The sequence below is a fragment of the SAR202 cluster bacterium genome (assembly GCA_016872355.1).
In the GTDB taxonomy this organism is placed as follows: domain Bacteria; phylum Chloroflexota; class Dehalococcoidia; order Lucifugimonadales; family VGZY01; genus VGZY01.
In genome coordinates, this window is record VGZY01000035.1 from 1 (window position 1) to 13,740 (window position 13,740).

Sequence of the window (13,740 nt, forward strand, 5' to 3'; positions counted from 1 at the left end):
TCCAGCACGCCCCTCTCCACGCCCAAGGATCGAAAGCCGGGTCCAGATCACCCTTGGAGATCGAGACTGATTCAACCAAAACCAGTCGTACTGACAAAATCACTGAGCAGTAAGACTGACAAAGTCATTGAGCATTGACACGCCGGCTGCCGGGACTTGACTTATCTGCGAAATATAGGAAGATAAGCGCGTTGCATTGAGTACACTCTTAGCTTAGAGATGACTGCGCCGGGTTTAATCTGAGCGGCTACCCAACGGGGCGTGTAGAAAGCGCAATGTGTCTCTGGGGAAAGCCCGCCATGCACCTTGGTGGTGGCACCCAGAGGGGGTTACCCACTCGGAGCCCGAGGATGTCGGGATTCGTGGCAGTCAGGCTGACTGCGGCCCTGGAGGGCTGAGTATGGTGGCGGGAGAGCAGGAGAAGATCAAGGTAGCGATCGTGGACGACCAGGAGGTCATCCGCGAGGCGTTCGGCATGCTGATCTCACACGCGCCGTCCGTGGACCTTGTGGGCGCCTTCAGCGATGGGGAGGAGGCGATCAATGTTATCCCTGTGCTGCGCCCGAACGTGGTGATAATGGACGTGAAGATGCCGAAGATCAACGGCATCATTGCCGCCCAGAAGATACGAGAGAAGACACCCAGCATCGGAATCATGCTCTTCTCGGCATACGAGGAGTCGGAGTACATCCGGAAGTTCCTCAAGGACGATCCCAAGGGCAAGGCCTGTTTGCTCAAACACACTCTGGGCAGTCTCGACGAGCTTATCCGCACCATTCACGATGTTGCCTCAGGCAGGACGGTGCTTGACCCAATAATGGTGGAGCGCCTGACTCAGCACAGGGGAATCTCCGATTCGTCGCCATTGAAGGACCTCACCAAGCGGGAGCTCGAGGTGCTGGCCCTGGTGGCCAAGGCCTGCACAAACCAGACGATCGCGAGCATCCTGTACATCCAGCCGCGCACGGTTGAGCACCACATCAACAGCATATTCAGCAAACTCGGTATTTCGCCCGAGAACGGCCAGCACGCTCGTGTGCAGGCTGTGCTTGCATACCTCAAGGCCACCGGCCAGTCCCGCGGAGAGGTCCCAGAGCCCTGGTAGCCGGTCCGGTGCAACGCCTTGATGGATGTTGCGCCGCCTGCTAGAATCTCACTAGTACGGGTTCCGCCCGTAAGCCCCCCCCATTCGCCGAGCGGGAGTAGCTCAGGGGCAGAGCATCTGCTTCCCAAGCAGAGGGTCGCGGGTTCAAATCCCGTCTCCCGCTCCAACCGTCTCTCGGCATGGTACCAGGTTGACAAGCAGGCCATAGAAGGCATTACTTCGGGGCTTGTCACCTCGGAACAAGAACGGGCGCTTCCAAATAAGGTCTCCGCCGACGCCCTCGAAATTGACTCAATGACTCAGAGTACAAACAATAGGGCTGACGCCAAGGCGAAATGAATAAGCTGCTAGTCGACAAGTACGATCCAATTCGGCACGAGTTAGGGGCCGGGACGGGGGGCCGAGCTTGTTTTGGAAACTCCCGCAGGTCGCGGGAGTTCGTGTTTATGAGCAGTATCCGCTAGTACATCTGAAACAATCGGGGTGGACCCCGCCGAGGATCACGGCGGGGACTTGTTTTTTTTGCAGAGAGCACTTACCAAGGCTGTCGAGGGCTAATGTTGCCGGTCTTTGCGACACCAAAAGAATGGTATGGCTTCTATTCCCAACAAGTGGAAGGGCACACGCGGGCCTTCGTATTGGCGCCCCTCCTCTGGTCGATGTGCGCGCCTCCTGTCCGCCTGCGGTGGCGTAAAGTTCCGTTCACAGATAATAACGTTACCCAGGTACCCAATAACTCCAAGGGCGTTTACTCCTTCGTAGTCCGGCCTACCGCCGCCGGGCAGCCTGGCGGTGAGTATGTGTTCTATGTGGGCAGGGTCGGGGGTGCGAAACGTGGCGAAGACCGAAGTTTCAGGGAGCGTTACCTGGAGTATTTATCGGAAAGCAAGACCGCCAATCCGCGTCGCATAGAAATCGCATTGGCTCTTACCAAATGGAAAGATTCGGCCTGGTTCTATTGGGCTCCAATAAGGGACACCAAGAAGATAGAGCACTGCGAAGACTCTTTGATCAAAGCGCTGCGACCGCCTTTGAACAAGATGGGGACGGCAACACCTAAACCGCCTGTAGGGGCATTTCAGGGTCCCGCAACGGAGAATGAGCCATGACCACTACTTCCACACCCTCGCCCGCTCCCGAAATGAAGAGGCTGCCAGCCATCAGGTGCCACATCGGCGACTGGTGGTACTGCGTTACCACATTGCCATCCAGCGATGTTGCTTCGCGCATCAAGAGGGCCAAAGAATTCCTTCAACCCAAAGGCTTCGACGAGATGGTGCAACGCGAAGTGCAGGGCAGGTACAAGCAAGTCGCTGGCTATCTTCTCGAAGAGCAGCAGAGGTTTTTCAGCGCCATCGTAGTTGGCGTTAGAGGGGGAGAGCCACGCTTCTTCGCCCTTGATGTTGAGCCGAATCCCCTGGTGGGTATCCCGGAGCTCGATAGGAGGTTCGAGGAGTCGCTGGGTATTTTGGAGTTGCGTGGCGATGAGCAACTGTTTGCTATAGACGGTCAGCACCGCGTTGAAGGGATTAAGCTGGCTCTAAAAAAGAACCCGGCATTAAAAGACGATGAACTGACGATCATCTTCGTTGCGGCCCAAAGCGACCCCGCATCAGTGCAGTGGGTGAGGAGGGTCTTTCCCAGGCTTAACCGCTACGCGGTACCGACCAAAAAGGGAGAGATCATTGCCATAGATGAAGATGATCCATCGGCAATAATCACACGTCGTATGTTGGCGGAACATGAGGGGTTTTACAGTCCGGATGGAGCGATGTTTGGGGAAAAGGACCACTTCATCTAATTCTCAACGACGACCGAAATCCAGCCGGACAATAAAACGTGCATCACCGGCATCACGTCTCTCTATGACTCCATCAAAGCGATCTCCGGTGCCCATTTGAAAGTCGTGCCTTCGAAGCGGAAGACCCTGCGGCCGCCCGATTATGTGCTTGATGAAATATTCAAGACTTCGGTCGATTTCTGGGACCTCTTGCAGAAGCATGTAGATGCCATCCGGACGGTAATGGCCGGTGAACCGGCTGATGGTCTGGCGGGTAACTACCGGTCGGCCGACACCGGGGGCCATTTGCTATTTCGTCCTGTGGGCCTGGTTAATTTTAGCAAGGCCGTTGGACGCCTTACTGACAAATATCGCCTGCCATTGTCTGAAGCGGTAGCCACGTTGTCAAAAATGTAGATGCACCTAAACAAAGAGCCGTGGAATCGACTGCTGTGGTCAAAGACCGAAGGTATGATGCCAAGGCGCGGCGGCATCGCTCTGGCCTTGATGCTCTATATGGTTGGCGCCGACTTGTCGGCGAAAACTTCTGAGGAGTCCTTGTTAAACAGTTACCGCAAAGCAGTCGACGATCCGGACGCCCAAATAGAGCATCTCCGTTATGCCAACGTCAAGCCGCCAAAGCTTCTCTAGGTGCTGGCGCCCACCGGGATTGGCTTCGTGACGGTGATGATCATGCCGGCCTCCGGCTCCTTGGGATCGAAGGCACATCCCGGGCAAAGTGGTCCCGGCGCCTTCCTGAGTTTTGACGAGTCCAAGGTCCCCCATTTGCAACTCCTGAGTCCTTTCGACTGAGCTGCGGCCTCCAAGTTCTTGATGCGCTTGGCGACGGTCGGATAAAACATGCCTATGTACTCAAGCTCATTAGGCTTTGCGAATGCGCCGCATAGGCATTCGCCGCTCATATGCAGAATCTGAGTGACTTCGTTCGTCGGGAGTTCGTGCTTATGCCTGTACGATAACAAAGCCTGGTGGTCGAAGTTCAGGATTGGCGCGACCCAGACCGTATTGCCGTCCCTTGTAACCTCTTTGACGTGCCCCATCCTTCGCTGAGATTCTGACTTCCGCACTCCCGTAATAAACATAACACGATCCTTGCGCTAACTCTGAGCTTCGCGGCGGACCTGTCTCAGGGGTCTTTCTTTGAGCCAGCTGTACATGTACCTGTGGGCTGCCGGGCCAGGGAACCCATACTCGAGAACCAGTTCTTCGTAGGTACGGGGAGGGTGCTTTTCAGTCAAGGGCAATTGCAGATACCTCGCGTACTCTCTCACGAACTCCCGGGTGTCCTCAATCCCGATGCCCGTATTGATGTGGACCAGGCCATCCACGCGGGGGCCATAACTGGCGGCCAGGTGAGAGGCCACGCTCGAATCGTTGCCTCCAGATATCAGACAATAGACCTTCGCGGGCATATACTCCTCGACCGCCTTACGAATGGTCTCGGCCGCCTGTCCGATTAGATCTTCCATGCTTCTGCCCCCTGGCTTGCACTTGTTGCACTCAAGCTTCATTGGATCGTAACCCCATGGGCATGGTTCTGGCTACGCCTTCCTTGGTGTAGTTGTACGAATTTTAAGACAAGTATAAAAGCAGCCCTGCCAGCCCTACTCCTTGTTTTGCTTCCTAAGCTGAGGGCCGCGGGTTCACTAGCGCCGCCGACAGATGAATTGCCGAGTTGCCTCAGAACGGGCCATCCACTTGGATGGCCCGTTCTTTTTCGTAGAATGCACCGGTCCCCCAGCACTACACATTCCTGAGCGCGTCGATCATCTAATTCTCTTTCTGTTGACACTGCTTTTGGCATCGTATAATATCTTCAACTGACTTGGTATATACGAAGTGAATGTCTCGCATGGCCGAAACGAAACAGCAAAGCAATACATATTGTGGATGTAAGGAGTACATCGCAGTTCATCGAAAGAAGTTGGCCTTTGCCCCTGTTGTCCTCTCACTTGCGACGCTAACCGGAATAGTGGCCTGCGATTCCGGTGCCAATTCGTCGTCGACGCCTACTACCGTGCCGGCAGCGTCAGTTGCCACGGCAACGACAGCGCCGTCAGGAGCGCCCACTTCCGTTGCGGTCAATCCGCAAAGCTGCTTGCCTGTGCCGGCGCCGACGGCTGTGCCGACCCCGTCAGTTGCACCGACGGCAACAGTGGCGCCGGCCAATCCCGCGCCGACAGCCGTGCCTACGAAGTCGGACGGCATCTACACACCGACCACAAACCGGGAAATATACATAAAGATCGCCAGCGACCACCAGGAGATCGTGTCGTTGACCGGACAGGTGATCAATGAGGGCAAGCCGTTGCCTGCAGGCGACATCCTCAAGATCTATGAAGAAGCGAAGATTGCGAAGGTGGGCACGGGGACCCGTCCTATGCGCGGGTTCGCCCTGGACCCGGCGCGCACGCGCGAGCTCCCGGACGCCGTCGCATTCTATTGCAGCCACACGTTCCTGGATGACCCCGTTATCGCCGCCATCGTCGGGACCGGCCCGGCCGCGTCTTATACTCCGCTCCAGCGCGTCTATGCAATCCAGCAAGGCCTGCTCAGGACCATATCCGTGTGGTCGCGCCACTATATCGAGCGCGGCGCAAAGGACCTCAACCCCAAGCTGGCCGATGAGGGGTGGGCGGTCTACGTGGGAGAGGAAAAGGATGGGAAGTACCCGACGGGGCTGGCGGGGCACTCCGTGAAGCTCGAGCAGTACTTCAGCCGCCCGGGGACGCTCGATACCCCGATTCGCCAGGCGATGTACCGCCTGCACCAGGCCGGCGCCGCTAAGGACCAGGCGGCCGCCGACGCAGCCCGCGACGAGGTTTACGCGAAGTTCAACTCGATCTTCTACCTGGGCGCGGTCCGCGGCATGAACGAGTCCCTCAAGAGCGCGCAGGGCGGGTTTACCAACCCCGCGGCGGCTTACCAGGTAGAGGGCTACTACAGCTACATGGCTATCCAGCCGTGGGTGGCGAAGGCAGAAGCGGCTGCGGACAGGACGATTATGGCCTATTTCACCGCGGCGCCGTCCACCCTCACAGCACAGAAGCGCGATGAGGCCATCGCCGCGCTCAACCGCACGGCATCGGCGCTGCGCCTGCCCGCTGGCGACGTGGTTGATCCCGCCACGCTAAAGTAGGCGGAGGACGAGTCGAGGCGACGGCTTCACCAGATGAACAAAACAACCGGCGCGGGTACCATGCCCGCGCCGGTTGTTTGCTTTCTGCCGTGTGCGACGCTTGCTGCTCGGCGCCAGGGCATATTGCGGTGTTCGGTAGGGGCGGGTCTCAGGCCCGCACTCGTTGTGCTCCAGGCGCGCGCTGGAGGCGAAGCTTTTCGGTAGGGGCGGCCCTGCGTGGCACCTGCACCAACTAATTCGATTTCCGAGCATGCGAATCTCGGCCTTACGACCTGAATGGCCGTGTTCCCTGAGCCCAGCCCAACGGGCTGGGTAAAGAGACCAATTAACGAAACGCCCTGAATGGGCGTGTTATCCAGGCCATGTCAACGTGGCCTGTGTCTGGCGCATTCCTCGCTGTCGACTTAACACAGCCCTTCAGGCCGTTTGCTATGCCGGACCTTACCCAGCCCGTTGGGCTGGGCTCAGGGAACACGCTCCTTCAGAGCGTTAGGCCCAGGACAGCGGGCAAGGCAAGAATCAAAACTCGGAGAATCGAATTAGTTGGAGCAGGTGGGTCTCAGACCCGCCCCTACCGAAAATGGACACGGGCCTCCGGCAATTCGTCTTCTCCAGGATAGCCCAATTCGAATGCTTGATTTGAGCGGTCCCCCTACGGCAGAACGCCGGCGCGGCGCATCAGCTGCACGGTCCCCTGCGTGTCTGTGAGCGTGGAGATGTTTATGTCCGGCGGCTGGAGGGTGGCAAGCGGTGGGACGCCTGCCGGCTGGAACTGCGTGCTGGCCACAGGGAAATCGAAAACGCGCTGCGCATAGTACCGCTGGGCCTCGTCTTCTGCCAGATACGTCAGCAGCTTGAGCGCGTTCTCCTTGTGCTTCGAAGTGGCAATAAGGCCTACACCGCTCACGTCCACAAATGAGCCTGGCGCGCCGTTCTCGAAGTAGTAGTTGCGCGCGCCGAACGCCTCCCCGCGCTCGGCGATGAACCGGTGAACGTAGTAGTGGTTCACGAATCCCACGTTCACCGCGCCGGACGCGACGCCTTGCGTAATAGCGATGTTGTTCCCGTAGACCACCGGCTGGTTGGCCTGGATGCCCCTGAGCCAGAGTTCGGTTTCGGCGTCGCCGAGTGTGGAACGGAGCGCCGTGATGAAGCCCTGTGTCTCACCGTGTCCTGGCGCCCAGCCGATCCGGCCTTTCCATTTGGGGTCCGTGAAGCCAAGGATGGAGTCCGGCAGGTCCTTCGGGTCGATCCTGGCTGTATTGTAGACGATGGTACGTATACGGCCGGTGACGCCCATCCATTTGCCGTCAGGCGATCTGAACTTCGTGTCCACTTTCGAGAGGAGGTCGCCAGGCAACTCGGTCAGCAACCCCGCCTCGGCCAGGTGGCCCAACGCGCCGCCGGACTCTATGTAGATCAGGTCCGCGGGCGTCCTGTTACCTTCTTCCAGGAGCAGCGCCGTGAGCTCGCCAGTGGAGCCGCTCCGCACCTTCAAAGAGATATTGTTGGCGGTGGCGTAATCCTCGAACAGGCTTCCAATCTCGAGGCTGCCCCTGTCTGTGTAGAGGGTGACGGTATTGTCGCTCGAGGACGAGCAAGATATGGCGACAACGGCGGTCAATAACGAGGCGACGAACAGGAGAGCGGGACGCCGAAGAGACCCGAACACGGCAACCTCCGTGGGCGCAGGACGTATGCTAATAGCTTCAGTAAGTATATACAAAGTGGAATGCGATGTACACACACGGGCGGGGATGAGAGATAGGCGGTAGTGAGCTAATCACCTGGGGAAGAGGACTATGCTGTTAGGCTTTGCTCGGACTTTAACCCTCTCGCCCACGCGGTGCACCTGCTGTGACGGCATGGCGCTCCAGATGGTCTTGCCCGAAGGGAGCCGAACGGAGTAGAGGTTGATCGCACCCTTGAACTCTCTCCCCGTTATCGCGCAGTCGCCGTTCGGATAGCTGGTGACCTCAACTGTGTCCGGCCGCAGGAGAAGGTCGAATGGCCCATCTGGCCGAGGGCCCTGGTAGCTGAAGAGTCCCACTTCGGTCGACACCGCTCCGTCTTCGAACCGCGCGGCCACGAAGTCGGCCATCCCTGCAAACTCGGCAACGAACCTGTTCGCGGGCCTGTGGTAGATGTTGTCGGGTGTATCGAGCTGCTGCATCACGCCGTCTTTCATGACCAGCACTCGGTCGGCGAGGGTAAACGCCTCGTCCTTGTCGTGAGTGACCAGGATGGTGGTGGTGTTCGTCTGCCGGAGGACCGCCTTCACGTCCCGCCGCATCTCCGTCCGCATCCTGGCGTCCAGGCTGCCGAAAGGCTCATCCATGAGCATTACCACCGGGCGCGGCGCAAGCGCGCGGGCGAGTGCGACGCGCTGCTGCTGCCCGCCGGACAGCTGGCGGGGGTACCGCTTCTTGAAGTCGTCCATGCCGACGACCCGCAACTCCTCTTCGACGCGGCGCGCCTTCTCTTCGCGAGGGAGGCCGGCGAGGCCGTAGGCCACATTTTGTTCAACGGTCAGATGGGGGAAGAGGGCGAACTGCTGGAACATCATGCCCAGCCCGCGTTGCTCCGTCGGCACCGAGAGCCCTGGAACGGCTACGATACGGCCCGCGATACTGACCTTGCCTTCATAGGGAGTCTCGAATCCTGCGATGAGCCGTAGCGTTGTTGTCTTGCCTGAGCCGCTCGGGCCCATGAGGGCCAGTGTCTCTCCTGCGCCCATTGTTAACGAAAGGCCGGAAACTGCCGGGAGCGTGCCCCCGCGAAAGCGTTTCGTCAACCCCTCGACCGAGAGAATCGGTCCGTGCTCGGTGGCCTGTCTCATCTGCCGCGATTCTCCTTGTTGAGGAGAATCGCGACCGGCACAGTGGAAACGAGGATCAAAAGAAGCGCGGGCACGGCCGCCCTCGAATACGATGCCGCGGCAGAGGCCGCCCAGAGGTCCGTCGCGAGAGTCCGGAAGCCGGCAGGCGCAAGGAGAAGGGTCGCCGGCAGCTCCTTCATGGTAGTCATGAATACCAGGGCCGCCCCGACCATGAGGCCCGGCCAGACCAGCGGCGCGGTGACACGCACCAGCACCCCGAGCGGCGCGCTCCCCAGGCTCCGCGCAGATTCCTCAATCTGCGGGCTGAGCTGCAACAGCGAGGTGCGAATGGCCCCCACGGCAACCGGCAGGAAGAGGACACAGTACGCGAACATGAGCATTGGCGCGGTCTGGTAGAGCGGGGTGGCGAAGTTAATGCCGAAGAAGACCAGCGAAAGGGCGACGACGATTCCGGGCAGGGCAAAGCCTGTCCACGTCATGCCCTCTACTATCCTCGCAAGCCGCCCCGGAAAGCGCACCGCCAGGACCACGATAGGCGCTGAGGCTATCACCGCGCCCAGGGCGGCGAACCCGGACACGTAGACGCCGTTCAGGATGCTGCGCGTGGGGAAGGTGATCTCCACGTTGTGCGCCAGGCCTTCTCTGAGCCAGTAGAGCAGGACGGCAACAGGGAGTCCAAGCGCAGAAAGCACAACCAGGGCGCAGAACGCCGCGGCGGGCCAGCGCAGCCGGCGCAGTTTGACCGTAAGCGGCGGGCGCTGGGCGCCAAGGCCCACGGCATGGTAGCTCGCCCTGCCTCGCGCCTGCTGCTCCGCGACTACCAGACCGAGCGTGAAAAGGCCCAGGACGATTGAAAGCGCCGTTGCGACCGTCCGGTCGAACGACGATTCAATCTGGACGAAGATCACGCGGGTGAAGGAGTCGAAGCTCATCAGTGCCACTGCGCCGAAGTCGCCCATTGTGTAGAGGGCGATCAGCAGGCCGCCGGCGGCGATGGCCGGGCGAAGATGCGGTAGTGTGGCACTCCGAAAGGTGGACCACGCGTTGCGCCCAAGGCTCCGGCTGGCCTCTTCCATCGCCGGATCCATCCCCCATAGCGCCGCGCGTATGCTGAGCAGCAGGTAGGGGTAGGTGGAAAGGGTCAGGGCCAGCCAGGCGCCCGGGAAGCCGTGGATGTCCGGTAGCCTGTCCACCCCGAACGGCCCTTCCAGCCACTGCTGGAGAATTCCTCTCGGCCCGAGGGCGGAGACAAGGGCAAGCGCATTCACGTAACTCGGGACGACGAGGGGGAGAGTTGTTGCCACCGCCAGTACTCTCCGCCCGGGCATGTCTGTGCGAACGGTCAGCCATGCCACGGGCAGGGCAATCGCGAGAGCGGATGAGGTGACGGCCAGGGCAAGCAGAAGGGTCCGGCCCATGATGAGGGCTGTGTCCCACTGGAAGATAATGTCCCAGGCGACGGCCCCGGCGGCGGCAGTTCGAATGACCAGGTACGTTAGCGGCAACGCCATCGCCGTCGCAACCACGGCGGCGGCAATAACGATCAAGAGCGGTGGGCCGCCGGTCCTTATTGCATATGGAATGCTGATATTCATAGGCGCGTATGAGAGTATATATTTATCCCACGATTTTGTATATACTTATCAAACCAGATAGCATGCCTATTCGCCGAACGATGAGCCCGTTGCACATGCACACGAACCACATAGGCCCCACCTCGCGCCTCAATGTCGCTGATTTGGCCCGCCGCACGGGAAAGGCGCGTCTCTTCCTCGCCCTGGCTCTCACTCTACTTTTTTCGGCGGTCCTCGCGCGCAGCGTGGACCGGTCCGGGCTTGCGGAAGCCGTGGGCGGCCTGCTCTCTCGTCCATGGCTGCTGGCTGCGTTTGTAGGCGCATTCGGCGCTGCGTTCGTTTTCCGGGCTATCGCGTGGCGCGTCTTGCTCAAAACGCCTGCACCGTTGCCCAGCCTCACGCGTATCCTCCACGGTGTGCTCTTCGCAAACCACGTCCTGCCGATTTCAGCGGGAGATGTTGTCCGGCCATACCTCGCAGCCCGGCGCGGGATACCGATGGCCGAGGGCGCGGCAACGACGATTGTCGCGCGGATGGTCGATTTCACCGTGCTGCTGGTGCTGTCGTCGCTCCTCATGCTGTGGGCTGCCACCGGCGCTGCTACGGCGATGAAGGCGCTGCTGTTACCGGCCGCATGCCTGTTGCTCGGTGCGGCAGCGCTTCTGCTGCCTCAGGCGCACCGACTTCCCCGGCTACCATGGCGGCTGCACCTGCCGTTCCAGGCGCTCGCGGCCGCAGTCCAGGAGATCGGTCCCAGGCGCATCGTGTCGGCCGCGGCGTGGACGCTGCCGAGCTGGGCGCTGGACGGCGCGGTGCTCTACGTCGCGTCGATCGCCATGGGGACGGGCATACCGTTTCATGCTGCCGTGGCGGCCACGGCTTTCACAGTCCTGTTCCAGACCTTCCGCTTCACCCCTGGGGGCATCGGAGTTTACGAGGCGACCATGGCAGGTGCCCTGGCGCTTTATGGAGTCCCGTTACAGGAAGGACTTACGCTGGCGCTGCTGGCGCACGGCCTGAAGTTCGCCTATTCCCTCACCGTCGCGCCCGCGCTGGTGATGATCGAGCTCCGCGGCCCGGTCAGTAACCCGCCGGGAGTCGTGCGCGGGTTGAGGTCCGATGCCAGGAAGGCTTCCGCCTTCGAAGTCGCGGCGGCCCGAGCCTGGAACATCGTCAACGAAGGCAAGCCCTTTACGGTCGTATTCACTCTCGCCATTATCCTCGTACTGACATTCCCCTCGCTTTCGGACGGCGCGAGCGCGTTGCGCGCAGTTGGATCTCTCCTGGGCCTTTCGCCGCTGTTTCTTCTGTTCTACCGGTACGACTACCCGCTCAGATTGCGGTGGACTCTATGGATTGCCCTCATCCCGGCGGCGGCCCTATTCGGGAGCGGGTCGCCTCAGGCCGTTGCGGTGGTCCTGGCGGCGTACTTCTTCTTCACGGTAATTCTCTGGGGATCTTTGTACTACCACTTGAGGATCGGAGCGCCTTGGACCAACTTCACACGGTTCTGGCGCATGGTGATCGAAAACCCGGACCCTACGAGCGGCAACTTTCTGGAGCAGGTCCCGAAGGTCCTTCTAATCGTTTTTCTGTTCCAGCACCTTGCAGCCGACTTTTCGCTGCCGGTAGTGGCAGGGGTGGAGATATTTGTGGGAGCCCTCGCGGTGGCGACAGTCCTGCTGCACCAGTGGTTTTTCACCTGGGCGCCGCCTGTGCCGCTGGAGCCCCGCCGTCTGCCGACCTCGAAGCACGGGCGCGTGGCGAGCAGGGTCATCGTTATTGTGATCGACGGCTGTCGCGCCGACCGTCTCCGAGAGGCGCGGACGCCATGCATAGACCGTCTGCGGCAGGAAGGCACGGCATTCACGGACCTCAGGACGGTTTACCCTGCCCGGACCGTGACCTGCTTCAGCTCTATGCTCACCGGCGCGGGGCCAAAGGTGCACGGCATGGGGAGCAACTTCGTGCCCAGCCTCGGCGTCAAATGCGAGTCTGTCTTCGGTCCGTTGCGCGCGCAGGGCCTCAAAGGGAAAGTGGTGGGCATCGCCCACCTGATCGATGCATTCGGGCACGACGACGTGGCCACTGTCACCGCCGTCATGCACAACGACGAGATCGACCATGCCCTTGTGGCGCGCGCTAAGGCCGTCATGGAGGCGGAAGACCCCGACCTGCTGGTGCTCCATCTCATCAGCGTGGACCAGGCCGGCCACTCTCGCGGCAGCTACAACCGGGAATACCTGGAAAAGATCGAGCAGACGGACGGTATCATCGATGAGTTCCTGGGCTGGTGCGAGCGGACGGGGAGGCTGGCGGACGCCACCGTCATAATCACGTCTGACCACGGCCAGGGGAAGGGGATAGGTGGGCACGGTCACCTGACGCCGCCGGAGGCCGTTGTGCCAGGCGGCCTCTGGGGGGCAGGCGTGGATCCTGGCAGGGTAGTAGATGAGCAACGATCGATCATCGATATTGCGCCAACGATTTCACAGCTACTTGGCGTCGCGCCGCCTGAAATGTCTGCAGGCCGGAGCCTGCTTTCGACCGTTGACGATGCGGCGGCGCCCACCGCAATAATCATCCCTGCATATAACGAAGCGGAGGGCCTGCCGGCCGTCCTTTTGGCGCTGCCGAGGCACTCATTGCAGCGGCCGGTGGTAATAGTGGTAGACGACGGCTCTACCGACTCCACCGCCGAGACGGCGACGCAGCATGGAGCGGATGTAGTCGTTCGCCATGCACGAAACCTCGGCCTTGGAGCAGCGCTACGGACCGGCATGCGAGAGGCGGTGAGGCTGGACTGCCGGGCGGCGGTATATATCGATGCCGATGGGGAGTACGACCCGGCGGATATCCCGAAGGTGCTGGAGCCGGTGCTGGACGGCACCGCTGACTATGTGTTGGGATCGAGATATCGGGGAAAGTGCGTCGGCCAGCGGCCGGTAAGGTACATAGGTAATAAGCTCCTGAATGCAGCAGTCACAGTCCTCTCCGGCCGCGTCATATCGGACGGGCAGACGGGACTGCGCGCATTTTCAAGGCGCGCGCTGGAGTGCGCCGAGATCGTCCACAATTATAACCACGCGCAGGTGCTGACCCTTGACCTTCTCAAGAAGGGCATGCGCCTTGCGCAGGTGCCCATTTCCTACCGCACCCGCAAATATGGACGGTCGTTTATAGGTCCGGCGTACCTGTGGCGCGTGCCCACAGCTATGTTAAGAGAGATACTGACTGCCTGAAGGATGTGCATCAACATGAAGTGGCCCGCTCTGTCTCCAG

Annotated in this window: 12 protein-coding genes and 1 tRNA gene; 7 read left to right on the forward strand and 6 right to left on the reverse strand. The window is 60.5% G+C overall.

The window, feature by feature from the left end:
- The first annotated feature begins 400 nt into the window (after positions 1–400).
- The 5 genes from FJ319_08730 (at position 401) to FJ319_08750 (ending at position 3,536) form a co-directional block, all read left to right on the forward strand.
- Positions 401–1,105, forward strand: coding sequence for a response regulator transcription factor (locus tag FJ319_08730; GenBank protein MBM3934370.1), 705 nt, complete (start codon positions 401–403; stop codon positions 1,103–1,105).
- A 91-nt stretch (positions 1,106–1,196) separates the two neighbouring features.
- Positions 1,197–1,271: transfer RNA gene (locus FJ319_08735), tRNA-Gly, on the forward strand.
- 939 nt (positions 1,272–2,210) lie between these two features.
- Entirely contained in the window at positions 2,211–2,906 is a 696-nt protein-coding gene (locus tag FJ319_08740) for a DGQHR domain-containing protein (protein MBM3934371.1), read from the forward strand.
- 96 nt (positions 2,907–3,002) lie between these two features.
- Positions 3,003–3,302: a hypothetical protein gene (locus tag FJ319_08745; protein MBM3934372.1), complete on the forward strand. Its 300-nt coding sequence runs from the start codon at positions 3,003–3,005 to the stop codon at positions 3,300–3,302.
- The gene (locus FJ319_08750) at positions 3,303–3,536 is read left to right on the forward strand and encodes a hypothetical protein (GenBank protein MBM3934373.1); all 234 of its coding nucleotides are present in this window, start codon (positions 3,303–3,305) and stop codon (positions 3,534–3,536) included.
- On the opposite strand, the gene FJ319_08755 is transcribed toward FJ319_08750, so the two are convergent.
- The 3 genes from FJ319_08755 to FJ319_08765 all read right to left on the reverse strand — a co-directional run bounded on the left by FJ319_08755 (position 3,533) and on the right by FJ319_08765 (position 5,114).
- Positions 3,533–3,988, reverse strand: coding sequence for a hypothetical protein (locus tag FJ319_08755; protein MBM3934374.1), 456 nt, complete (start codon positions 3,986–3,988; stop codon positions 3,533–3,535). The genes FJ319_08750 and FJ319_08755 overlap by 4 nt on opposite strands.
- Positions 3,989–4,003: 15 nt before the next feature.
- Positions 4,004–4,417, reverse strand: a complete 414-nt coding sequence (locus FJ319_08760) for a hypothetical protein (GenBank protein MBM3934375.1) — start codon at positions 4,415–4,417, stop codon at positions 4,004–4,006.
- A 400-nt stretch (positions 4,418–4,817) separates the two neighbouring features.
- The gene (locus tag FJ319_08765) at positions 4,818–5,114 is read right to left on the reverse strand and encodes a hypothetical protein (protein MBM3934376.1); all 297 of its coding nucleotides are present in this window, start codon (positions 5,112–5,114) and stop codon (positions 4,818–4,820) included.
- On the opposite strand from FJ319_08765, the gene FJ319_08770 reads away from it, so the two are divergent.
- The gene (locus FJ319_08770; protein ID MBM3934377.1) at positions 5,092–6,045 is read left to right on the forward strand and encodes a hypothetical protein; all 954 of its coding nucleotides are present in this window, start codon (positions 5,092–5,094) and stop codon (positions 6,043–6,045) included. The genes FJ319_08765 and FJ319_08770 overlap by 23 nt on opposite strands.
- Before the next feature lie 652 nt (positions 6,046–6,697).
- On the opposite strand, the gene FJ319_08775 is transcribed toward FJ319_08770, so the two are convergent.
- The 3 genes from FJ319_08775 to FJ319_08785 are packed head-to-tail and all read right to left on the reverse strand — an operon-like array spanning position 6,698 to position 10,467.
- Positions 6,698–7,804, reverse strand: a complete 1,107-nt coding sequence (locus tag FJ319_08775) for an extracellular solute-binding protein (protein ID MBM3934378.1) — start codon at positions 7,802–7,804, stop codon at positions 6,698–6,700.
- A 24-nt stretch (positions 7,805–7,828) separates the two neighbouring features.
- Positions 7,829–8,884, reverse strand: a complete 1,056-nt coding sequence (locus FJ319_08780) for an ABC transporter ATP-binding protein (GenBank protein ID MBM3934379.1) — start codon at positions 8,882–8,884, stop codon at positions 7,829–7,831.
- On the reverse strand, positions 8,881–10,467 hold the full coding sequence (locus FJ319_08785) for an iron ABC transporter permease (GenBank protein ID MBM3934380.1): 1,587 nt from the start codon (positions 10,465–10,467) through the stop codon (positions 8,881–8,883). The genes FJ319_08780 and FJ319_08785 overlap by 4 nt, the downstream gene beginning before the upstream one ends.
- A 20-nt stretch (positions 10,468–10,487) precedes the next feature.
- On the opposite strand from FJ319_08785, the gene FJ319_08790 reads away from it, so the two are divergent.
- A complete protein-coding gene (locus FJ319_08790) occupies positions 10,488–13,700 on the forward strand; it encodes a glycosyltransferase (GenBank protein ID MBM3934381.1) in 3,213 nt (1,070 codons plus the stop codon).
- The last annotated feature ends 40 nt before the right edge of the window (positions 13,701–13,740 follow it).

Coding starts and splice junctions, on each gene's coding strand:
- FJ319_08750 (MBM3934373.1), top strand. CDS start 3,303: ATGCACCTAAACAAAGAGCCGTGGAATCGACTGCTGTGGTCAAAGACC.
- FJ319_08760 (MBM3934375.1), bottom strand. CDS start 4,417: ATGAAGCTTGAGTGCAACAAGTGCAAGCCAGGGGGCAGAAGCATGGAA.
- FJ319_08740 (MBM3934371.1), top strand. CDS start 2,211: ATGACCACTACTTCCACACCCTCGCCCGCTCCCGAAATGAAGAGGCTG.
- FJ319_08730 (MBM3934370.1), top strand. CDS start 401: ATGGTGGCGGGAGAGCAGGAGAAGATCAAGGTAGCGATCGTGGACGAC.
- FJ319_08765 (MBM3934376.1), bottom strand. CDS start 5,114: ATGCCGTCCGACTTCGTAGGCACGGCTGTCGGCGCGGGATTGGCCGGC.
- FJ319_08755 (MBM3934374.1), bottom strand. CDS start 3,988: ATGTTTATTACGGGAGTGCGGAAGTCAGAATCTCAGCGAAGGATGGGG.
- FJ319_08780 (MBM3934379.1), bottom strand. CDS start 8,884: ATGAGACAGGCCACCGAGCACGGACCGATTCTCTCGGTCGAGGGGTTG.
- FJ319_08790 (MBM3934381.1), top strand. CDS start 10,488: ATGAGAGTATATATTTATCCCACGATTTTGTATATACTTATCAAACCA.